Genomic DNA, 21,806 nt, shown 5'->3' with positions numbered 1-21,806 from the left:
CAACCACCTCAATGATCTCTAGGCCGATAACGTTATCCACGCAAAGATTCCTCCTAAATGCCTGACTGTGTCTTGCGTCTGTGTCTTAAAGTAACTGCTACTTTATTTGTTTTGTATCTTTAAGTACTAGTCTACAAGTCTATCAGACCGCTGTTACAAGCTTATAGGGGTTTTCAATATGGAATTTGCATTTAATTTTTCCTTACCCCAATTAATCCCGATTTAACAAGGCTTTGCAAAGGACTGAGAGCCGGAATCAGTTGTGTAAAACAATGAGGTTGCGTTTAGCCCTCTTGATCCCCCTTAAGCCATGAGTGACTGGGCAAAGTCCTGGACCAGGTCTAACGCTTCGGCATTGACTTCATGGGCCATGGGAAGTTCTTGATATTGGACTGAGACGCCCCTTTGGCGCAACTGTTGCTCGGCGGTTTGAGCCGCACTGATCGGTACTACTGGATCATATTGGCCATGAATGAGCAGGACAGGCGGTGTTTGGGGGCTCAACAAAGACTGTAGGGAGGGATGTAAATAACCGCTGAGACAAATTAGCCCGGCTAGGGGCAAGCGGCTACCGATTTCTAGGGTCATGGCCCCGCCTTGCGAAAATCCGGCCAGAATCATCCGCTCTAAAGGGACTTGAGTTTCTTCGGCGAGGGATGGCAACCAATCTAAGAGACGTTGCCGACTGTCGGGCAGACCGTCTTGAGTATTGAGGTCATACCACATGTAGCCCTCTGATACCTGGGGATGAGGGAAAGGAGCATTGGGAAAATAGAACTGATGGGTGGGTAGATGAAGATTAGGCGCCAGCGAAGCCATGTCTGCAGCGTTAGATCCCCATCCATGTAACGCCACAAAAAGACCTGCGGGCGGTTGGTCTGTGGTTGGTGTTAGAGTGATTACCGAGAGTGACACTGTTCGTGCTCTGAAAAGAAATCCCCTTCATTGTTTCACATCTGTTTAAACGCTGAGATCCACCCTATGTTAGGACGCAAACTGGCAGGACGATATTCCGTTGTTAAACCCTTAGCAGAAGGTGGCTTTGGTGAAACTTTCTTGGCTGAAGATACCCATCTTCCTGATTCTCCCCAATGCGTGGTCAAAAAGCTGAAAACGGGCTCCCATGAGCCGGCTTTGCTCCATACGGTCCGGCGTCTATTTGATTCGGAAGCGAAGGTCCTCCATCAGCTTGGAGATCACCCCCAAATTCCGCGTTTGCTTGCCCACTTTGAAGATGGTGAAGAATTCTATCTCGCTGAAGAGTATGTCGAAGGCGATAGCCTTGCGGACGAATTAATTCTCGGTGAGCAACTCGATGAAGAAACCGTTATTCAACTATTACAGGATATCCTGGAAGTCTTGTCATTTGTCCATGACCAGCAAGTTATTCATCGAGATATTAAGCCCTCTAATTTAATTCGGCGCAAGAGCGATCGCAAGCTTGTACTGATTGATTTTGGGGCCGTGAAGCAGGTCACGACCCAGCTAGCGGACTCAGCGACGCAAATGCCGCGCACGGTCCTGATTGGCACCTCAGGCTATATGCCTAGCGAACAGTTTCGAGGTCAGCCCCGCCTCTGTAGTGATGTCTATGCGGTGGGGATCATTGCCATCCAGGCCTTGACTGGGTTGCGTCCTTCCTTTGGCGAATTGCCGGAAGATGAGCATACGGGGGAGATTGCCTGGCGCGATCGTGTTTCTGTCTCACCCGCCTTTGCGACGCTGTTAGAAAAAATGGTGCTGTACGATTACCGACAGCGGTATCGATCGGCCAATGAAGCCTTATTAGCTATCCAAAGCTTGATGGCAGCAAAAGAAGCAGAAGCCCCTCCCTCAAGCCCTCTTGAACCTCTACCTGAAACAGTCGTCAATCCCCGAAATAACCGTGGAATCCCTGCTCAACCCTCCCCTATCCCTGAAACGGCTCAGCAGGCCGGAACCACCGCTCAGGCAGAAAATACCGTTCAACAGTTAGAAACGACTGCCCAACAACCGACTAATCTTCCTCAGGCTTCTGGCAACGGGGTTCCTCAAGCTGAGGCTACGGTTCAACAGGCCTATTCCACCCCCACCACCCCTCAAGCAGGGATGCCTGCAGGCAAGCTGGCAGAAGCCATGCCTCCTGAGACCGTCGCGGTCTCTCCCCGTCCCCCCCACACAACAAGCCGGATCAATCGGACTAAAGTGCTAACGGGTGGTTTGATCGCCGTGCTCATGGGGGGAACTGCCTTGGCTTTCACCTCACCTCATATCCAAGCGGTCTGTACCGTCCTGAATAATTGTTCGCCTGACATTCAATTCCAAGCCACTTTTGACCAGGCCGTAGAAGAGGCTCAAGCAGCCCAAACCCAATTCAAAGAGGCCAAAACCCTGGCTAATATCCAAGCAGCCCAGGAACAGATGGATGAGGCGATCGCTGAAATCAATAAAATTCCTAAGAATGTCAAAATCTATGCTCAAGCCAAGCAGGAAGTAGCAACCTATCAGGCGGAAAGAAAGTCCATGGACGCTAAGCTGCAAAAAGAGCAAAAGGCAGACGAGACCTTTAAGCAAGCCAACACCGTTGCTCAAGCGGTCCAACAGAAAGCCAAAAGTGATGATTCCATTGCCACCCTTGATCAGCACAAAGCCGAATGGGAAAAAGCCATCAAACTCTTACAAGGCATTCCCCAGGATACTTTTATCGCTGCCCAGGTCACATCGAAACAAAAGGATTTTGAGCAACGGCTCAAAGCCTTAAATGAGCAACGGCAGAAAAAAATTGCTGCCGCTGCTGAAGCCCAACGACGATTAGAAGCGGCACAAGCAGCACAAGCGGCCTCTGTTCCCGTTCGATCTTCCCCCGCCAATCCCCCCCGCTCTACCTATGTAGCGCCTCGGCCTGCCCCAGCACCTGCTCCCGTAAGGCGTGCGCCTCGGCCTGCCCCAGCACCTGCGCCTCGCAGACAAGAACCTCTCTGGGGACCAGGCTCGGGGCAACCGGCTAAAGAACCGCTGTGGTAAACCCGATCCCTCTCTAGGATTAAGGCGCGATCTGATTCACGGATGCCACGATGGCATTGAATGTAGGGCTTGGACGCATGGCCTCCCTCACTTTCTCAATGTTGGGGCAGTAGTATCCACCGATATCGACTGCATGTCCTTGAGCCCCATTGAGTTCTGCCAAGATTAACGCTTGATGATCTTGCAGTTGTTGGGCAACCTCAGCAAATTGGGTTTGAAGAGCAATATTTTCATCCTGTTCGGCCAAAGCTTGGGCCCAATAAAGCGCCAGGTAATAATGACTTCCCCGATTGTCCAGTTCATTGACCTTCCGGGAGGGGGATTTAGCCTTTTCTAGGTAGTGGCCATTGGCCTGATTCAATGCCTTTGACAAGGTCAAGGCAAGGTCGTTGTGAGTCTTCTGTCCCAGTTCTTCCAAGGCAACGGCTAGCGCCAGAAACTCTCCTAACGAGTCCCAACGCAGATGTCCTTCTGTCAGAAATTGCTGGACATGTTTGGGGGCAGAGCCACCAGCCCCAGTCTCAAACAATCCGCCTCCCGCCAAGAGGGGGACGATGGACAACATTTTGGCGCTAGTCCCCAATTCCAAAATAGGAAACAAATCCGTTAAATAATCTCGTAAGACGTTCCCCGTCACGGAAATCACGTCTTTCCCTGCTTTGATATGCTCACAGGTCAACCGCATCGCCGCCACAGAAGGCAGAATTCGAATATCTAAATCCGTGGTGTCATGGCAGGTCAAGGAATGCTTTACCTTCTCAATTAAATTGGCATCGTGGGGACGATTCTGATCGAGCCAAAAGATCGTAAGAGCCCCTGTGGCACGTGCTCTTGCAACGGCCAGTTTGACCCAATCTTGGATAGGGATATCTTTGGTCTGACACATCCGCCAGATATCTCCTGCCTCGACCGCATGTTCCATCCATACCTGGCCCGACTCATCTATAACCTGAACGATTCCGCTCGCTGGAATTTCAAAGGTTTTATCGTGGGAACCGTATTCTTCAGCCTTCTGAGCCATCAAGCCCACATTGGCAACATTGCCCATCGTCCGGACATCAAAGGCTCCCTGCGTTTGGCAAAAGTTGATGCATTCCTGATACATGGTGGCATAGCTGCGATCAGGTATAAGCGCTTTCGTATCATGGAGTTTGCCGTCCGAGCCCCACATTTTGCCAGAATTCCGAATCGCTGCAGCCATGGACGCATCAATAATGACATCACTCGGAACATGAAGATTGGTAATCCCCTGATCTGAGTTCACCATTGCTAGGGAAGGGCGATGAAGGTAGGCAGCCTCCAGATCTTGCTCAATCTCAACTCGCTGCGGCTCAGGCAGTGTCTTGATTTTGGTGTAAAGTTCCCCCAAGCCGTTGTTGGGATTGATCCCAAGCTGTTGAAACGTCTCTGCATGTTTGATAAAAGCGTCTTTGAAAAAAATAGTCACTGCATGGCCAAAGAGTATCGGGTCAGAAACCTTCATCATCGTCGCTTTGACGTGCAGCGAAAGCAGAATATTCTCTGCCTTTGCTGAGTTCATTTCTTGCTCATAAAACGCTCGTAAGTGCTTGACTTGCATTACGGCAGCATCAATAACTTCGCCTGCTAAGACCGGAATATTCTCTTTCAGGATTTGAGTGTTCCCCTTATTCGAGGTTAGACAGATCTTGACTTCACCGGTTTTGTTCACTACTGTGGATTGTTCTGTGCCATAAAAATCTCCACAATTCATATGGGCAACATGAGATTTGGAATCTGAGGTCCAACGGCCCATTGAGTGAGGGTGGGTTTGCGCATAACGCTTGACTGCAGCTGCTACCCGACGATCTGAATTGCCTTCTCTGAGGACGGGATTCACGGCACTGCCCAGCACTTTGGCATACCGCTCTTTGATGGTGACTTCTGCATCATTGTGAGGGTTGGCTGGATAATCAGGGATATCATAGCCCTGAGCTTGTAATTCCTGAATAGCTGCGGTCAATTGGGGAATAGAAGCGCTGATGTTGGGAAGCTTAATAATCATTGCATCGGGAGAGGTTGCGAGATCACCTAAATACGCAAGGGCATCCGATTGTCGTTGTTCTGCTGTCAGCCGTTCCGGGAAATTCGCAATAATTCGCCCTGCCAGCGAAATATCGCTTGTTTTAATTTCGATATTTGCGATCTGGGTAAAGGCTCTGAAGATGGGGAGCAAAGAGTAGGTTGCTAGAGCAGGTGCTTCGTCAGTGTGGGTGTAGATAATGGGCTGGGGTCGGGACATGTCTTTTCTCGAAGGGGGGCAGCACCCTGGTTCGTTTAGATGGGTAACCTAACAATAGACGTAACGTCCATTTCCTGATGGAGTATACCAGGTGCTTCCACTGCAAATCAGTTTTGGATAGCCGGATTGAGAGGGAAATAGCTGACTCCGATGCTCCACCCTCTGCCATTAACGACCTGTCATTGTCTGCATTGTGTGAGGGGAAATCAATAAAATGGGATATCCAGTCACCTTAATCCGAGGGAGTGGAAAAGATGCAGTAGTTGCGGATGCAGCTCAGACAGCGATTGATGCCACTGGCGTTTCTATCGACTGGCAAGTCCTCGATCTTAACGACGAAATTTTGAGCAGTGATGTCACTCCACTCTCAAATTATCTGGTTAATGGGATTCGAAAAACAAGGACAGCTCTCAAAGGACCATTGACCTTAGCCAGTGGCCAAGATCCACAGATCATTGATGCTCTGATTCAAGACAAGCTGGCCCTCTATGCGAATCTTCGGCCTGCAAGATCAGTCCTGTCAGGCCCTTTTCAGAATCTTGATCTGGTCATTGTGCGGGAAAATACAGAGGATATCTATGCGGGGATCGAATTTGAGCGAACTTCCGTAGAGGCAGCCGACGCTCGCTCCTTTCTATCAAAGTTATCTGGCAAGCGAATTCGAGAAGATTCTGCCGTAGGTATTAAACCCATTTCTGTCAAAGGCAGTGGGCAGATCGTTGAGTTTGCGTTCAACTATGCGCGGTTAAATCAGAGACATAAAGTCACCGCTGTCCATTTAGCTAATGTCATGATGTCGTCAGACGGCCTTTTTCTTGAAATTGCTCATGAAATTGCCAAAGAGTTCCCTGACATCCAGTTTGAAGATCGAGCGGTTAGCTTACTGCTGATGGAACTCATCCAAGATCCGCAGGCGTTTGACGTTTTGGTCATGCCAAATTCTTATGGTGATCTGCTCTCTCATCTTTGTGTTGGCATGATGGGGGAATTGGGCGCTCCTAGTGCCTATATTGGCGATCAATACGCTGTTTTTGATGTACTGTCGCCCCCAGTCGTTCCACTGTCTGAGAATCCAACTACTTTGATATTGTCTGGTGTCCTCATGTTGCAACATTTGGGCGAACGGGATGCAGCCCGAAACCTGCAAACGGCTGTGGAATCAGTGATGACAGCCCAAACCTCATTTACCTCAGATAAGGTACCAGGTATTGAACCTGAATGCTTTCGAGGTGTGGCCCAAGCCATTGCTCAGGCTCTCTGTTAACGATTCAGGCCCCCATCCCAGAATACTGTTTGATCCCTCGTCGCCATAACCAGCGGTTGATTACCAGCCCCAGGCCGCACCACAGCAGCATGACTAAGAAGCTCTTGGCAATAGGGGTGGGTAATCCAACAAACAGACTAACCGGGAAATAGATGAGGTAAGGGAAAGGAGTCCACACGATAATGGCGCGAACAGTGTCAGGGAATAAGTCAAGGGGAGCAATCATTCCAGATAGGAATAAATAGAATAAAAACCATAGTTGCTCGATGGCCGTTGCCCGCTCAACCCAAAACGCGAACAGGGCGAAGGTGTATTGAATAATAAAGCGTAAGGTGAATGCCAACACCGTTGCTATACAGCCCCAAATAAGTCCCATCGGACTGGGCAGCCAAAACGCCTGGGGGTAAAGGATAAAGAATAAGATAACTAGTCCTGCTGAGAAAGGAAGCCGAGCCAATCGTTCAGATACATGGCCTGCGACATGATGCCAAACCGGATCGATAGGTTGAAGCAAGCGCGGGGAAAGCTTGCCTTCGACCACTTCTCGTTCAAAATCCCAAATTACCCAAACAATGGTGAACTGGCGAACGATAAAGACCGCGATAAAGTAACGAGCAACATCCAGGGATGTTAGGGAGAATTGTCCTCCTTCTGCGGCTTGCGACCAAACCCCCATCATAATCAGGGGTAGAGAGTTCGCTAGTACCCAGAGCAGAAGCTCGGCCCGATACTCCAGCATGTAGGCGTAGTAAATACTCAGGAAAGTCTTGATTCTAGTGGCCAGCATATTCATGCAACGGTGCCTGATTGAAACACGCGCCCAATAATCTCTTCTATCGGTGGGTCGGTCACAGTAAGGTCTGTGACTTGGAAGTTTGCTAACAGTTGAGCAATGCTATGAGTCAGGTCTTCTCGACGGACGAGAATTCGGGCTTCTCGACCCGCGATCTCTTCCACCTCACCATAGGTCGCCATTGCCGCTGGTTCAGGAACTTGCATCAGCTCTAATTTGACTTCCCGATAGGGGGCAAAACGGGCCATTAATTGATTGAGGGCACCATCATAAATCAGTTGACCTTGATGGATCAGGAGGACGCGATCGCAAAGTGCAGTAATATCCGCCATATAGTGACTCGTCAACAGAATAGTGGCATCGTAGCGCTGGTTATATTCCCGCAGAAACTCGCGCACGCTCACCTGTGCATTTACATCTAGGCCCAACGTCGGCTCATCTAGGAACAGTACCTGCGGGCGATGAAGCAGGGCCGCTAATAGCTCTGCTTTCATGCGCTCTCCCAGGGAAAGTTTTCGCACTGGCTGAGTCAGTTTCCCCTCCAGAGCCAGCATATCTGATAGTTCCTGGACTCGATATTTGAATTCTTTATGACTAATTTTGTAGACGGCTGCGTTAATTTTTAAGGAATCCAGGGCGGGTAAGTCCCAGAGAAGCTGATGCTTTTGCCCCATCACCAGCGTGATTTTTTCTAAGAACTTTGCACTTCGCCGAAAGGGGATATGACCGGCGACGCGCACTTGTCCATCAGACGGGTGGATCAACCCCGTCAGCATCTTCAAAGTCGTGGTTTTACCTGCGCCATTGGGTCCCAAAAAACCAACCACTTCACCGGGTTCAATCTGAAAACTGACCGATTGAACGGCTTTCACCAGGCGGTGCTGTCGCTGAAAAAAGTGGGATAGGGTCCCTTTAAATCCAGGCTCTTTGACGGCAACCGGGTAATCCTTATCCAGATGATCGCAAATGATGAAGGTCATACCTTTACTGTAGTCAAGAATGGCCTAGGGCAGCGCTGGGGTTTCGGAAGATGCCCGTGGGTTGGAACCGGACAAAATATCCATAATGGCTCGCTGCACAAGGCCATGGTTCAGCATTTGTGTGTGCTGAACCGGGAGCAGCAGTTTGAGACAGCCCTTGGTAGTGGAGGGCGTGACGGACTGAAACACTTCACACTCTTGGACCTGCATCTCTTGTAGGGTCAGTACCCCATCATTGATCTCTTCACCAAAGAAACGCCAGGGGGCTCGGGGACCCCCTGTACCAGCAATGATGATATGTTTTTGGCTAAGGGGCGGAAGCTGTCGAAAAAAGTTTGGGTCAGCTAAATTCTGAAAACACTCGCCTGCTATGAAGGAGAAGGGACTCAGTCGTCGGGCAAGCTGAGCAATCCGGGGAGACTGATTCGGGGGACCTAGCAAAATGATGGGATTGGGGGTTAGCTTAGGTTTAGTAGTTAGGGCAGAGCGCACTAAAACAGCCCCTAGAGAATGGGCAATAATGGCATAGGGCTCCGCCTCAAGCTCCAGCAGTCGGTCCTGCAGACGCTCAATAATTTGGGTATAGGGCTCAATCAAAGAGGAATACCCAAATAGTGCAGTTTGATACCCCTCTAGCTGTAAGAATTGCGACAGCCCGAAGACAGACAAGGGTGAACGTCCTAGACCGTGAATCAGGAGAACTTTCATCAGCAGGCGACGATGGAAGCTATTCGAGGGTTAGGGGACATCGATCAAAACAGTTTACTGAGATAGTGGTGCACTGAATCGCTTTATTCATGGACAAGGGGAACGGGATAGCCATGATCTTCGATAATCTTATCTCGCTTGGCTGATTTCACATCTTCTGCCATCATTTCTGCGACCAACTGTTCGAAACTCACTTTAGGCACCCATTTGAGTTTCTCTTTCGCTTTCTCAGGGCTGCCGAGCAGCGTATCCACTTCTGTGGGGCGATAATAGCGGGGATCGACGGCGACGATACAGTTACCCTCTTGGTCATAGCCTTTCTCTGCTAGTCCTTCCCCTTCCCATCGAATCTGAATGCCAACTTCTTGACAGGCAACTGTGACAAAATGACGCACGCTATATTGTTGGCCGGTGGCAATTACAAAATCTTCCGCTTGATTCTGCTGAAGCATCAACCATTGCATTTCAACGTAATCTCTAGCATGGCCCCAATCTCGTAAGGAGTCCATATTGCCTAAGAACAGACACTTCTGCTTACCTAGATGGATGCGTGCGATCGCACGCGTGATTTTGCGGGTAACAAAGGTTTCGCCTCGCAAGGGGGATTCATGGTTAAACAAAATCCCATTGCAGGCATACATCCCATAGGCTTCCCGGTAGTTCACCGTAATCCAGTAGGCATAGAGCTTGGCAACGGCATAGGGAGAACGAGGATAAAACGGGGTTTTTTCGGTTTGAGGGATTTCTTGAACCAGACCATAGAGTTCAGACGTCGAGGCTTGATAGAATCTAGTCTTTTGCTCTAGCCCCAAGATCCGAATAGCTTCTAAGAGCCGCAAGGTGCCTAGGCCATCCGCATTGGCCGTATATTCAGGCGTCTCAAAAGAGACAGCAACGTGGCTTTGGGCGGCAAGATTATAAATCTCATCCGGTTGAACTTGTTGAACGATCCGAATCAGGTTGGTTGAATCCGTTAAGTCACCATAATGCAGAAAGAACCGTCGATCCTGTTCATGGGGATCTTGGTAGAGGTGATCAATGCGATCGGTATTAAAGAGAGAGGCACGTCGTTTAATCCCGTGGACGTGATAGCCTTTGGCTAACAATAGCTCGGCAAGATACGCGCCATCTTGACCCGTAATGCCAGTAATCAGGGCAACTTTTGTCATGAAATTTTTCCTATGGGTGATTCAGTCATGCACAGTGGATAGCGATAACAGGAAGGGTAACCTAACTTTGAAATTAGCCCATTTTGTTACTGAATAGTCTGAAGAACCGTATTTCGATAATAATGATGCAATATTTGTTGATAGGTCGTCCCTTTCTGAGCTAGAGCCAACGCTCCCCATTGACTCATCCCTAACCCATGGCCATGACCTCGACCTTGAATGGTGAAACCAGACGGCTTACCAGCGACGGATTGAGATTGGCTGGCGACTAAATTGCCTTGAGGTGCAATGGTAAACAACGTGCTCTTTAACTTCAAAGCTCGGCGAAATTCACGCCCCTTCATGGTTTTAGCCCCCAGATCTCCGACAATTTTGATCGCTTTGACCCGGCCATGAGCCGTAGTCCCCAATGGCGTCATTGCAAGAATATTACCCAGTCCAGGGAGTCTTTGTTGCAATTGGGACTGGGAAAAATCGACCGACCATGTAAAGTTAGGCGCTTCTTGATCAAAATCGGGAACACCCCGCAGGTAAGGAATAGTACCACTGAACACTTGCTCAGAATTTTCAGTGTGACCACCAGAATTAGCATGGAATAATGCTTCAACCACTGAACCTTGGTAGGTTAAAACTTGTCCAGCCGTTGCTCTAACAGCAGTTCGGGTACTTTCCGCTTCACCGTCAATACCGCCATAGACTTGATCTTTGGTGGTATTGACTAAGTCATACAGTGGATTTTTCTGTTTACTCCGCCGATAAAGGGCAAAGGAACGGGCCGCAACGGCTTGCGCTTTCAACGCTTCCTGCGGCCATGTTCGAGGCATCTCTTTACCAATAACGCCAGCAATATAATCCTCTAGATCAATCTCATTGATAACCGCAATCCCCCCAGCGGTGGTGACTAAACGGACCTGCCCACGATACCAGCGGTCCTTGATATAGACAAACCCATCTTCTGCGGGCTCAATAGAGAGCTGCCAAGCCCTTTGACCAAAAAACGTCACTGCTCCAGGGGTGGACTTAGCAAAAAAGCCTTCCAAGGCCGGTAAGGTGCCCAAAGTAGAACCTTGACCATTGACAACCTTGGCAGGGGTCGAGCTGCCAACCACCAGCTCATCTTGCTCCTGCAACAGAGAAACACGTAGCTCTAATGCGATCGCAGGACCTGCCAGCAACGCCCCAAAAAGCCCTAAACAGGCAACCTGGAAGGACTGCTGGCGAAATAGATTACGAATCAATGCCGAAAACATAGGCCAATAACGGGGAGTCATCAACAACAGCGAACGATAGTAAAGCCACCTTTCTATGGATTGAATTACCCTAGTTTCAGAATCACTTGACGCTTAACTTGCACGATTCTATGACAGCCTGATGGACAGGTAAAGCCCAAATATTCTGAAAATTCCAGAAAAATAGCTCCATGCCATGACTCTATCCATCTGCAAAAGTTTCACCCCGCACACGAGTCATCCGAGGGCGAGTGATTGTTCCCCACCACTGTTTATGTTCAGCTACCCACCATCGACAGCGTGGGGACAAAGGCTTTATCTCAGTCTTTTACAGAAAGTTAGGATGCTGTAGCCCCGCCATAACAAGCGTTTGATATGTTTCTACTAATCCTAGACTGACACTAGGGACAATCGATGCCCTGGGTCGCGTGAAAATCATTCTGAACCTTTTTGGTTAAGCGTTGAGAGATCTGCCGAACAATCTGTTGCAATAATTTATCCCCTGCCGTTTGAATCATCTTCCGCGGCAAGCGCAAAATAAATTGCGGGAATACTATCGCTACATCCAGAGCTAAATCCCATTCAACCGTCGTTTTTACAGGTGAAGACGTATTCTCTTCGTCACCCGACGTATCCACAAGCCGAAGAGCTGCTTGAAAATCCACCTGGTAACAATGGTCAAACTTATTTTCTACAGGAATGGTTGTAATGCGATAAATGCCATCTTTTTGAGGTAGCAGTTGCAAACCAATTTGCGGTTCAACTTCAAACCCGAAAGACCCATAGCGTCCTAGAGACAGAATATATCCATTGGACTCAACGGGGTCCACTTTCATGGGGTGAGCACACCGACAAAACCACCCTTGATGAGCGTCTAAGTAGTTCATCACCGTCGTGGTATCAGCATAAAGCTCCATTCTTCCCTCAAATTGGTTACTGAAATGCAGCGTTTTGGGAAGTTGAGCTTCCAATTCGGGGTTAGGGATGGAAACAAACTGAACAAATCTTGAGGGGGACGCTGATTGACTGGCACATCCGACCTCAGGACAAGGAACAAGTTGATGATCGACACCTGGCTGAGTATTGGATGATTGCATCTGTTTACCTACGACTCCGTTTTTTCAAAACCCTTATGCTTAGGATCGACAAGGCCCACATCAATTTCGACAGCGATCGAAAATTTATTTGTTCAAGAGATTTGGGCCTGAAACATTCGACCCCGGAAAAGGGTCATATTGCTGAGTGAATACAGCTCTACTCTAAGGGTAATTTAAGGGTCCGGTCCCTTTCATATCAGTGAGATTGATCACCTAGCCAAGATCTATAATCTGGCAGACCAGCCATTCATATCACACTCGTCTGCTGCTGCTAGAACTTGGATTTACTGCAGATATGGGTAATATCTATATAGCCTGTGTTCATCCTTAATTGTTAATTTTATCGCTGAGCCAAGGAAAATCATGAATCAACGATTGATTAGTCTTAAACTCTCTACCGTCCTTATGTTGGTTAGTTTGGCTTGTTTTGGAACCTGGCCAGTTTTGGCGCAATCTTCTCCAACCAATGATCCATTGCAAGACCTTCAACTGGAAGATCCGAACGATCCCAACCAAGTGTTTACAAATAGAGGCGGTACTGGCTCATTGCTGAATTTACTGAATCGGTTGCAACAAGCCAATGGCCGCTCCGATAGTGAGTTTGCTGAAGATCAAGCTGAGAACTTCAACTCAGCAGTGGATGCTTTTCGAAAAAAACAGCAGCAGCAACTGGGTAATCCTGGCTCTGAGGGTGCCAATCCAATCCCAGAGACCTCCCCTTAATCCTTAGAGGTTTGACAACCTTATTTCCTTGTCTTCATTCCTGATGTAGGAAGGGCAAGAAGTTTATGGCAACTGTTTCTGATCTTCCTCATCTAAAATCTTGATTTACTTTCCCTCAATGTTGATGATTGGTCCTGGTGTCGCAGTCGTTACCCCTACTGTGGCCCAGACAGCTATCAATCAGCCTATTGTCCAAATCGCAGGCTCAAATGTCAGTCAAGGCAACCAAATTCAGCTCAATGGCCGCACCTATCCTGTTCCTTGGATTCAGTGGCAAGACCCAAACCAACCTGGGAAAAGATTGACAGGTATTAGTGATAGCGGTCTCAATCGCCGATTTGGCGTTAAGCTTGCTAGTTCCAGTGATTTTAGACAGCAGCCCGTTCAATGGTTTACCCCCAAACCGGTCGCCTTAACGACCCGGTTTAGCCCAAATGGAGCCTATCGATTCCTCGATATCTCAACATTAGCCCCAACCGGAAATTGGCAGATTCAAGCACAAGGTTCAACCCTGCAAATTCAATCCCCTTCAGCCAAGATTGGCAAAATTAGATCTGGACGACAGCAGTGGGGACACCGCTTAGTGGTTGATCTGGATCAACCGACTCCCTGGCAAATGGAGCGACTCACCAATAGCCGTACGGGCAAAAAAAATCGTGAATTCGGGCTTGCGATTGATGCCAATATCTCTGCAGAACTGGCTCGCAATTGGAAGTTCTCTCCCCAATCTGCGCTCAAATCCTTAAAAATTACTCGAAAAAATGGCCGAACGCTTTTAAGTGGCGTTACTTCGGGAACGATGCATCCGCGAGTGTGGATGCTAAACAATCCCCATCGACTGATCATTGATTTTCAATCTAAAGTGCCAGAACAACGCAGTATTCTTTGGGCACCCGGGATTTTACGCCAGGAGAGAGTCATTTCCCTCGGCAATCGCCAATATCCCATCACCTGGCTGGCTATTCAACCCAATACCCCCGGACTCAAGCTACAGCCCATCTGGGGCAGTCAAAATGCCCTATTGGGGATCCATCCTCTATTGTCAATGGCGAAAGGCACTCAAGTTGCTGCAGCCATTAATGCTGGCTTTTTTAACCGAAAAAACAAAACACCCCTTGGAGCCATTCGCCAAAATGGTCAATGGGTTTCCAGCCCAATCTTGAATCGAGGGGTGGTGGCCTGGAATCAACAAGGTCAGTTCCAAATGGGACGCCTTAATCTGCAACAGAATCTGACAACATCCACAGGACAGCGTTTGCAGATCGTCTCCACCAATAGTGGATATCCGCAAAAAGGGATTGCTCGGTACACCCCAACCTGGGGGCCGACCTATACCCCTATTCTCAAAACCGAAAAGATCATTACTGTGGTTGAGAATCGGGTGATCTCTGAAAAGGTCAGTACCAGCGCCAAATCCTTTGCCATTCCCAGAAACGGCTACCTGTTAGTACTCAGATCATTTGCCGTTGCCGGAGCCCTAACGCCCGGCACTCAACTCCAAATTCAGGCTTCAACAACCCCTGCTAGCTTTGATGCTTTTCCCAATATTGTGGGGGCCGGGCCTTTATTAGTTAGCAATGGCCGAGTTGTGCTGAATGCCAAAGCAGAGAAGTTTCGTCCTCCCTTCGATACTCAAGCTGCCCCCCGAAGTGGAATTGGGCAGACAGCAGACGGCACAATTTTGCTCGCAGCAGTCCATAACCGTGTAGGTGGCCCAGGACCCACTCTCAAAGAATGGGCACTCATTATGCAGCGTTTGGGTTCTGTCAATGCGTTAAATCTAGATGGGGGAAGTTCAACAAGCCTCTATCTTGGCGGACAGCTCCTAGACCGCCACCCTGTCACTGCAGCTCGTGTGCAAAATGGGATTGGCGTCTTTTGGCAACCCAATGCTCGATAGTTTGCCGAACGCGGTTCTATGAGTTAGATTGTGCAAAGCTAACGTTCTACTGTGAATTGAGCGCCTATTTCTAGCCCTAGAACTTTCATAACCGCTGGGAAAATCCATCAAAACTTGCTTTTTGTAAGCAAGTTTTGAGAGACGTTACCTTTTTATGAATTAACGGGGCTTGGTGACAAAGATCACCTTAAAAAAATCCTCTGATTGATTAAATCATAATGGTGCACATGACATAGTCCATGTGTATAAAACGACCGTTAATTCTGGGCGATTGCTAATCGTTAAGCATAGAGCTGGCATCAATTTGCTATTGCAACTGCCCGCCATTCTCAACTGAAAAACCTATTGAGGGAAGTAGGACCTGTGGTTCAAACTCAATCATCTAACCTATTAGAAACCCCAATGTCTGCTCATCAAGGCGTGGCTGCCACTGAGCTTCGTCCCTGGGGATCTTTTACCGTTTTGGAAGAAGGCCAAGGCTATAAGATTAAACGCATTGAGGTTAAACCTGGACATCGGCTGAGCCTTCAAATGCATCATCATCGCAGTGAACATTGGATTGTTATTGCCGGGATTGCTAAGGTGGTGAGGGGCGACGAGGATTTGATGCTGAGCGCCAATGAGTCCACCTATGTTCCTCGCTTTACACAACACCGACTTGAGAATCCTGGCATGGTCCCGTTGGTTTTGATTGAGGTACAAAATGGGGAGTATTTAGGCGAAGATGATATTGTGCGATTTGATGATGATTACGCACGGTAAATCGTTGCCTCCCCTAAATGTATGATTCAACTGAGTTCTTCAGCCATTGGTGAAGTGAAGCGCCTCCAAAAAAAACATGCGGCCAACGGCTTGCTTCGCATTGGCGTAGAAACCACTGGCTGTAAGGGCTTAGCTTATCAAATGAAGTTTGACCAGTCTCCCCAGCCTGAGGACCATATTTTTGACTGTGAGGCCATTAAAATAGCGGTTGATTCATCAAGCCTCCAGTATCTTTCGGGCTTAACCTTGGATTACACTGAGGATCTGATGGGAGGGGGGTTTCGCTTTTACAACCCCAATGCTGTTGAAACTTGCACTTGCGGTCATTCCTTTGCAGCGGGCTAACGCTGAGGGGCTGCCCTTGCGTTACGCTAGCTAGACACACATCGCCCAACCAGCCTGTTCAGAGTTGGTGCTGCCCCACATGGAATGATGGGGTTGTCGTCCCCCTGTAGCTGCTAAGACCCACAGGCGCAGGAGGGGCGAAAGCTTATGCCACTCTTACGCAGGGCTTTGAAATGGCTCAGGCGAGATTTGAACTTGCGACCTTGGGCTTATGAGTCCCCTGCTCTAACCACTGAGCTACTGAGCCAGGCTGCCGGGAATGGTTAGTGCTCGACCATCAAACACCGACAGTTTAGTAGCCTAACATACACAGCGGCCCCTGTGCCACGTTCAGTTTGGGGAATTTTTTCAGTTGGGGAAAATCCTGGAGTGGTGAAGCTATCCCCCTTGGTCACAGCCGGACATGTCGTGGGAAGATAGGCAAATGTGTAAATCAGTTCGACGACCATGGACATTAAAAACGGCTTTGTTGGTGCAGTGGGTAACACTCCCCTCATTCGCCTAAATAGCTTTAGTGAACAAACCGGCTGTGAAATTTTAGGCAAAGCTGAGTTCTTAAATCCAGGGGGATCGGTTAAAGATCGGGCTGCTTTGTTTATCATCAATGACGCTGAGGAAAGAGGCCTGCTCAAACCGGGTGGGACGGTGGTTGAGGGAACAGCAGGGAACACAGGCATCGGCCTTGCCCATATCTGTAATGCGAAGGGCTACAAATGTTTAATTGTTATCCCCGACACGCAGTCCCAAGAAAAAATGGATGCGCTGCGGCTGTTGGGGGCAGAAGTACGAGCAGTGCCAGCCGTTCCTTATCGTGATCCCAATAACTATGTCAAACTATCGGGTCGGATTGCGGATGAGCTAGAGAATGCGGTGTGGGCGAATCAATTCGATAACTTAGCGAATCGTCTGGCCCATTACGAGGGCACGGGACCCGAAATCTGGCAACAGACGGATGGCCAGATCGATGCCTGGGTCACCTCTACGGGTACAGGGGGCACCTATGCTGGGGTGGCTTTGTACTTAAAAGAGCAAAATCCCGAGGTCAAGACTATTGTGGCGGATCCGATGGGGAGCGGTCTCTATAGCTATGTCAAAACCGGAGAAATTAAACCGGAAGGCAGTTCCGTGACGGAGGGAATTGGCAATAGCCGCGTCACCGCTAATATGGCAGGGGCGCCCATCGATGATGCAGTCCAAATTGATGACCCCGAATGTCTACGGGTGATTTATCAGCTCTTGCGACAGGATGGTCTATTTTTAGGTGGATCTGTGGGCATTAATGTTGGTGCTGCGGTCGCCCTTGCTAAGGCAATGGGACCGGGGCATACCATTGTCACGGTGCTGTGTGATAGTGGGACTCGCTATCAATCTAAATTGTTTAATCCAGACTGGCTCAAGACGAAAGGACTCAGTCCTAATTAAAATCTGTAGAGGCTAGACCAAAGTAAGCACAGATCTTCTATGGAACAGCGGTGGGGCTGGATCAAGCGGCTATGGGCAAGTTACAAGGCTATTTTTTATGCCTGTTTGCTGATGGCAATTTTGGCTTTCTTGGGGCAAGCCTCATATGAAAACTGGCAGGCGATTGCCCGGATTAGGATTACCCTGTCCGCCTGGGCGAGCTTTGCGATCGCAACTGGCATTACCCTGTTTGCCTTTACCTGGACAGGATGGGTTTGGGGGTGGATTTTAGAGGATTTGGGATATCCCGTGAGTCAAATTTGGGCTACCCAAATCTATCTGACCACCAATATCGCTAAATATTTGCCCAGCAATCTCGTTCATCTTTATGGTCGGACCTTAGCTGCTAAAGCAGTGGGTATTCCCTTCACCACCGCCTCTCTCAGCGTGATTTTGGACACGCTGTTGATGATTTCAGCTGGATTAATCCTCGGGTTATTAAGTGTCGCGCGCGGTGGATTGTGGTCAGCCGGTTTGGGGTTACTCACTGCATTGATTGTGGTCCATCCGAGGGTTCTGCATTTTCTGATCCGTAGATTGACGTCTCTAAGGGCCGTTATTTTTCAGCCCCAATCGCATCGGAGCGCAAATTCCTTCCCCCTCAAACGATATCCCTGGCGTCCTTTATTGGGCGAGGTCGGTATTATTGTCCTCCGGGGCCTGGGGTTTACCCTAACGGTCCAGGCCCTGACGCCCGTTGAAATTGAAGCAGTACCTCGCTTAATTAGTATCTTTAGTATCGGCTGGTTGTTGGGGTTTATAACCCCTGGAGTACCTGGAGGGGTGGGCATCTTTGAGCTGACCGTGAGTCAATTAATGATTCGCTCTGAAGCCCTCACTGAGGCCTCTACGCTGTCCTATGGTCTTGCTCTTGGCAGTGTCGCTTTGTATCGATTGATGAACACCATCGCCGAAGCATTGGGGGCAGGCTTGGCCTGGCTAGACGCCAAGCAATCGAATACAGCACCCCCTCCCATCTTGCGTACCTCATCTACCCTCAAACCTCTCCCACAGAAGGTTTCAAAAGATTAGGATACCTGTTTTTGCCGTCGAACAGGGGTGAGAAAGAAGTACCACAAGGGGCGATCTTAACAATATGAAATATTCCGATTAGACATGTCCGTATATTTGCGGAGGACAACCCCCTAAATCAACTCGTACCCTTTGAGAAAAGTAGGCCTATTCCAGCAGTATTCAGAAATATACGTATTTTTACGTAATTTTCAGCGGTGTTCAAACCCATTTGCTGGCCCTAGGAGTTCATCAGTGTGACTTCCCTGCCGCCATACGAAGTTGTGAAAAGCGAAACCCCTAACCCGTTACATCATCTGTTAGCCACAGGTCCAACTGTTATGTACAGCAGTTGTCCGGGCACCTTTGAACTCGCCGCTATCTCACAAAGCGTCACCCACTTGTTTGGCTACACAGATCAGGATTTATTGTCCGAGCCTACCCGCTGGTTATCTTTAATCCATCCTGATGATCGGGCTTTGGCGATTGAAACCCTGAGCCAAGGGGCGTTAGATGATTGGCAAGAATGTGAATATCGCTTTTTTCATAAGCATTTAGGCTATCGCTGGGTACAGAATATTTTTCAGTTGGTTTCCAATCCGGCGACGCCGGGTTTAGAACTGATTGGATGTTGGTTAGATCGAACCGAACAGCTTCAGCAGCGTCTGGTCCAACATTCTCGAGATGCGTTACTGACAGCAGTTGCCGAAGCGAGCCAATACTTATTGACGGGATCTCACTTCAACCTGTCGGTGACCAAAGTATTGGCACTCGTGGGGAGAGTAGCCAAAGTGGATCGCCTCTATATCTGCGAGCTGCATACTGCTGTGAAGGACGCGCTCACCCCTCAGTTACGCTATGCCTGGGTGAAGAAAACGGAAGCCACCTCAAGCTTGCAGCTCCCCTGGTCGGTCTCTGCCGATAGGATGGGGCAACGGCGATGGTATCAATCGTTGGTGCGTCGACTTCCCTTTTCTCAGGCGACAGAAGACTTTTGTGATACCGAGCGATCGCACCTGACAAAAGCAGGCATTTGTTTTGTTCTATTACTTCCCATTTTTGTTGGCGATCAACTCTGGGGATTTATGAGTTTTGAGACTCGGCAAACCGAGCATCACTGGGCTGCACCGGACATTACATTACTGCAGACCTTTGTTGCCAGTTTCAGTGGAGCCTTGCAGCACCATCAGAAGGAAACGGAACTCCTGCATCATGCGTTTCACGATCCATTAACGAATCTGCCGAATCGGGCGCTATTTGTGAATCGGTTGGAACAGTCCCTCAAACAGCGTCAACGCTATCCGAACTACCTGTTTGCCGTTCTATTTTTGGACTTGGATCGATTCAAGATCATTAATGACAGTATGGGGCATGCCGTTGGCGATCAATTGCTGGTAGGGATTGCTGAACGCTTGTTGGCCTCGTTGCGTCCGGGAGACACGGCCTCACGATTAGGGGGGGATGAGTTTGTCGTCTTGCTCAATGGTATTCAAGGGCAAGAGGATGCTTCGACGGCGGCTGAACGGCTGCGGCAGCAATTGATCTTGCCCTTTAATTTTGGCGTGCATGAGATCTTTATTGATGTCAGTATTGGTATTTCTCTGAGTAACTTTGGATATCAGACGGCTGAGCAAGTTTTGCAAGATGCTGATGTGGCAATGTACCAAGCAAAGTCAGCGGGTAAAGGCTGCCATAAAGTCTTTAATACCGGTATGCAGTCCCAGACGGTGGCGCGATCGCAGTTAGAAACGGAAATGCGACGAGCCATTGAACGACAAGCCTTTGAAATCTATTACCAACCCATTGTTTGTCTGCAGACGGGGGCCATATCGGCTTTTGAAGCCTTGATTCGGTGGTATGACAGCAATCATCAACCGATTGCAGCGACGGAGCTGATCGAGATTGCCGAAGAATCTGGGATGATCCAAGACTTAGGCCTATCCGTCCTCCAGCAAGCTTGTAATCAACTCCGGCAATGGCAGCGAATGCCTGACTATGCGTCTTTAAATATCAGTGTTAACCTATCGGCCAAACAACTGTTTCATGGCGATTTGGTGACGAAGGTTGCGGATATCATTACGGCTGCGCGGATTGACCCCACTCACCTCAAGCTGGAGCTAACCGAAAGCGCCATTATCCACAATGATCCTGACACCGTTGCCTTGCTATCACAGCTCCGGGATTTGGGGCTAGAACTCTGTCTCGATGATTTTGGGGCAGGGTATTCCTCCTTGAGCTATTTGTATAGTCTGCCAATTCAGGCGTTAAAGATCGACCAATCCTTTGTGCAACGGATCGATTTAGGGGCAGAGGGGCAAGCGATTATTCGATCTATTCTGCTCCTGGCGCATAATTTGAATCTCAAGGTGGTGGCAGAAGGGATCGAAAATAAGACTCAACTGAATTACCTCAATTCTCTCAATTGCACCCATGGTCAGGGTTTCTTGTTTGCACCGCCCCTAACGGTAAGGGGGGCGACCTCGTTGCTGCGATCGCAAGATCGATTCGAGTATCAATCCGCTTAAATTCAACCTGCTGAATCGGTTACGCCGCAGCTGTTGTCTAGAGATGTTAGAGAAAGCCAATTGTAGCGGCTTTCTCCGAGGCAAAACACAAATCAGCTATTGCTCAGTACCATTAGGTCTGTAGTATTTGGCCTGAACTTCTTGGGAGCATGTCACCTTTGCATGCCAATTAAGTCATTGAGATAAGCACATCGATGTGCAAGCACTTGCGGGACATTGCTTTCATTCCACTGCGCCCCTGAAATTTTGACTCTGCGACTAATCTGTTTGATAGCAGATTCAACAGCCCCAGACCCAATAGAGCAGATGTCCTCACTCTGATAATAGTCATAATTGACGTTCCGATGACGATGTTTGCGAACATAGTTGCAAAAGACTTGGGCCTGCTTTTTCTTCAACGACTCAAACAAAGCCAAGGTTTCATCAACCTTCCCCTGCCATAAGAGCTGCTCAGCCTGGTGCAGACGTTTGAGGGAACCACCGACCTTATGAAGATTCTCCACCAAATGATACCAATCCAGAATCTCTCGTCGTTGCTCAGGTATGCTCAGCTGACGAATGATATTCTAAATGCCA

The 21,806-nt window shown here is 48.9% G+C and carries 17 protein-coding genes, 1 tRNA gene and 1 pseudogene; 9 read left to right on the top strand and 10 right to left on the bottom strand.

Annotated elements, in window-relative coordinates; all coding sequences use genetic code 11:
* Positions 1-303: 303 nt before the first annotated feature.
* Positions 304-915 (bottom strand): alpha/beta hydrolase, encoded by a 612-nt coding sequence (locus Q0991_RS23955; protein WP_299493417.1) that lies wholly within the window; start codon positions 913-915, stop codon positions 304-306.
* 66 nt (positions 916-981) lie between these two features.
* Here Q0991_RS23955 and Q0991_RS23950 point away from each other — a divergent pair, with 66 nt between their 5' ends.
* Complete coding sequence (locus Q0991_RS23950) at positions 982-3,003, top strand: protein kinase (protein WP_299493415.1); 2,022 nt, start codon at positions 982-984, stop codon at positions 3,001-3,003.
* Positions 3,004-3,022: 19 nt separating this feature from the next.
* Here the strand turns inward: Q0991_RS23950 and Q0991_RS23945 are convergent, their stop codons facing one another.
* Positions 3,023-5,263, bottom strand: coding sequence for an NADP-dependent isocitrate dehydrogenase (locus tag Q0991_RS23945; RefSeq protein ID WP_299493413.1), 2,241 nt, complete (start codon positions 5,261-5,263; stop codon positions 3,023-3,025).
* Positions 5,264-5,477: 214 nt separating this feature from the next.
* Between Q0991_RS23945 and Q0991_RS23940 the strand changes: the two genes are divergently transcribed.
* Complete coding sequence (locus Q0991_RS23940) at positions 5,478-6,527, top strand: isocitrate/isopropylmalate family dehydrogenase (protein WP_299493411.1); 1,050 nt, start codon at positions 5,478-5,480, stop codon at positions 6,525-6,527.
* Positions 6,528-6,531: 4 nt separating this feature from the next.
* Here the strand turns inward: Q0991_RS23940 and Q0991_RS23935 are convergent, their stop codons facing one another.
* From Q0991_RS23935 to Q0991_RS23910, 6 genes are all read right to left on the bottom strand, one after another.
* Positions 6,532-7,320 carry an ABC-2 family transporter protein gene (locus Q0991_RS23935; RefSeq protein ID WP_299493409.1) on the bottom strand — a complete coding sequence of 263 codons (789 nt, stop codon included), beginning with the start codon at positions 7,318-7,320 and terminating at the stop codon, positions 6,532-6,534.
* Positions 7,317-8,300, bottom strand: coding sequence for an ATP-binding cassette domain-containing protein (locus Q0991_RS23930; protein ID WP_299493407.1), 984 nt, complete (start codon positions 8,298-8,300; stop codon positions 7,317-7,319). Before Q0991_RS23930 ends, Q0991_RS23935 begins: the two co-directional genes overlap by 4 nt.
* A gap of 24 nt (positions 8,301-8,324) precedes the next feature.
* Positions 8,325-9,008, bottom strand: coding sequence for an alpha/beta hydrolase (locus Q0991_RS23925; RefSeq protein ID WP_299493405.1), 684 nt, complete (start codon positions 9,006-9,008; stop codon positions 8,325-8,327).
* Positions 9,009-9,091: 83 nt separating this feature from the next.
* Positions 9,092-10,177 carry a GDP-mannose 4,6-dehydratase gene (gene gmd, locus Q0991_RS23920; RefSeq protein WP_299493402.1) on the bottom strand — a complete coding sequence of 362 codons (1,086 nt, stop codon included), beginning with the start codon at positions 10,175-10,177 and terminating at the stop codon, positions 9,092-9,094.
* A gap of 86 nt (positions 10,178-10,263) precedes the next feature.
* Positions 10,264-11,427, bottom strand: a complete 1,164-nt coding sequence (locus Q0991_RS23915; RefSeq protein ID WP_299493400.1) for a SpoIID/LytB domain-containing protein — start codon at positions 11,425-11,427, stop codon at positions 10,264-10,266.
* Positions 11,428-11,807: 380 nt separating this feature from the next.
* Entirely contained in the window at positions 11,808-12,503 is a 696-nt protein-coding gene (locus Q0991_RS23910) for a DUF1997 domain-containing protein (RefSeq protein WP_299493398.1), read from the bottom strand.
* A gap of 363 nt (positions 12,504-12,866) precedes the next feature.
* On the opposite strand from Q0991_RS23910, the gene Q0991_RS23905 reads away from it, so the two are divergent.
* The 4 genes from Q0991_RS23905 to Q0991_RS23890 all read left to right on the top strand — a co-directional run bounded on the left by Q0991_RS23905 (position 12,867) and on the right by Q0991_RS23890 (position 16,233).
* Entirely contained in the window at positions 12,867-13,226 is a 360-nt protein-coding gene (locus Q0991_RS23905; protein WP_299493396.1) for a hypothetical protein, read from the top strand.
* A 100-nt stretch (positions 13,227-13,326) separates the two neighbouring features.
* Positions 13,327-15,126 carry a phosphodiester glycosidase family protein gene (locus Q0991_RS23900; RefSeq protein ID WP_299493394.1) on the top strand — a complete coding sequence of 600 codons (1,800 nt, stop codon included), beginning with the start codon at positions 13,327-13,329 and terminating at the stop codon, positions 15,124-15,126.
* A gap of 402 nt (positions 15,127-15,528) precedes the next feature.
* Positions 15,529-15,888: a cupin domain-containing protein gene (locus Q0991_RS23895; protein WP_299493419.1), complete on the top strand. Its 360-nt coding sequence runs from the start codon at positions 15,529-15,531 to the stop codon at positions 15,886-15,888.
* Between the two features lie 21 nt (positions 15,889-15,909).
* Positions 15,910-16,233, top strand: coding sequence for an iron-sulfur cluster assembly accessory protein (locus tag Q0991_RS23890; RefSeq protein ID WP_299493392.1), 324 nt, complete (start codon positions 15,910-15,912; stop codon positions 16,231-16,233).
* 174 nt (positions 16,234-16,407) lie between these two features.
* Here the strand turns inward: Q0991_RS23890 and Q0991_RS23885 are convergent.
* A tRNA-Met gene (locus Q0991_RS23885) sits at positions 16,408-16,480 on the bottom strand.
* A gap of 200 nt (positions 16,481-16,680) precedes the next feature.
* Here Q0991_RS23885 and Q0991_RS23880 point away from each other — a divergent pair.
* From Q0991_RS23880 to Q0991_RS23870, 3 genes are all read left to right on the top strand, one after another.
* Entirely contained in the window at positions 16,681-17,655 is a 975-nt protein-coding gene (locus Q0991_RS23880) for a cysteine synthase A (RefSeq protein WP_299493389.1), read from the top strand.
* Positions 17,656-17,694: 39 nt separating this feature from the next.
* The gene (locus tag Q0991_RS23875; protein WP_299493387.1) at positions 17,695-18,726 is read left to right on the top strand and encodes a lysylphosphatidylglycerol synthase domain-containing protein; all 1,032 of its coding nucleotides are present in this window, start codon (positions 17,695-17,697) and stop codon (positions 18,724-18,726) included.
* A gap of 236 nt (positions 18,727-18,962) precedes the next feature.
* Positions 18,963-21,230, top strand: coding sequence for an EAL domain-containing protein (locus tag Q0991_RS23870; protein WP_299493385.1), 2,268 nt, complete (start codon positions 18,963-18,965; stop codon positions 21,228-21,230).
* A gap of 152 nt (positions 21,231-21,382) precedes the next feature.
* Here the strand turns inward: Q0991_RS23870 and Q0991_RS23865 are convergent.
* A pseudogene (locus tag Q0991_RS23865) lies at positions 21,383-21,806 on the bottom strand (ISKra4 family transposase); the annotation flags it as partial.

This window comes from Acaryochloris sp. IP29b_bin.137 (assembly GCF_028285745.1).
GTDB lineage: Bacteria > Cyanobacteriota > Cyanobacteriia > Thermosynechococcales > Thermosynechococcaceae > Acaryochloris.
This window is presented reverse-complemented; position numbering and strand designations above follow the sequence as displayed.

Bases quoted from the DNA above. Each gene is read 5' to 3' on its own strand.
- Q0991_RS23950 (WP_299493415.1), top strand. From the start codon at position 982: ATGTTAGGACGCAAACTGGCAGGACGATATTCCGTTGTTAAACCCTTA.
- Q0991_RS23945 (WP_299493413.1), bottom strand. From the start codon at position 5,263: ATGTCCCGACCCCAGCCCATTATCTACACCCACACTGACGAAGCACCT.
- Q0991_RS23940 (WP_299493411.1), top strand. From the start codon at position 5,478: ATGGGATATCCAGTCACCTTAATCCGAGGGAGTGGAAAAGATGCAGTA.
- Q0991_RS23935 (WP_299493409.1), bottom strand. From the start codon at position 7,320: ATGAATATGCTGGCCACTAGAATCAAGACTTTCCTGAGTATTTACTAC.
- Q0991_RS23930 (WP_299493407.1), bottom strand. From the start codon at position 8,300: ATGACCTTCATCATTTGCGATCATCTGGATAAGGATTACCCGGTTGCC.
- Q0991_RS23925 (WP_299493405.1), bottom strand. From the start codon at position 9,008: ATGAAAGTTCTCCTGATTCACGGTCTAGGACGTTCACCCTTGTCTGTC.
- gmd (WP_299493402.1), bottom strand. From the start codon at position 10,177: ATGACAAAAGTTGCCCTGATTACTGGCATTACGGGTCAAGATGGCGCG.
- Q0991_RS23915 (WP_299493400.1), bottom strand. From the start codon at position 11,427: ATGTTTTCGGCATTGATTCGTAATCTATTTCGCCAGCAGTCCTTCCAG.
- Q0991_RS23910 (WP_299493398.1), bottom strand. From the start codon at position 12,503: ATGCAATCATCCAATACTCAGCCAGGTGTCGATCATCAACTTGTTCCT.
- Q0991_RS23905 (WP_299493396.1), top strand. From the start codon at position 12,867: ATGAATCAACGATTGATTAGTCTTAAACTCTCTACCGTCCTTATGTTG.
- Q0991_RS23895 (WP_299493419.1), top strand. From the start codon at position 15,529: ATGTCTGCTCATCAAGGCGTGGCTGCCACTGAGCTTCGTCCCTGGGGA.
- Q0991_RS23890 (WP_299493392.1), top strand. From the start codon at position 15,910: ATGATTCAACTGAGTTCTTCAGCCATTGGTGAAGTGAAGCGCCTCCAA.
- Q0991_RS23880 (WP_299493389.1), top strand. From the start codon at position 16,681: ATGGACATTAAAAACGGCTTTGTTGGTGCAGTGGGTAACACTCCCCTC.
- Q0991_RS23875 (WP_299493387.1), top strand. From the start codon at position 17,695: ATGGAACAGCGGTGGGGCTGGATCAAGCGGCTATGGGCAAGTTACAAG.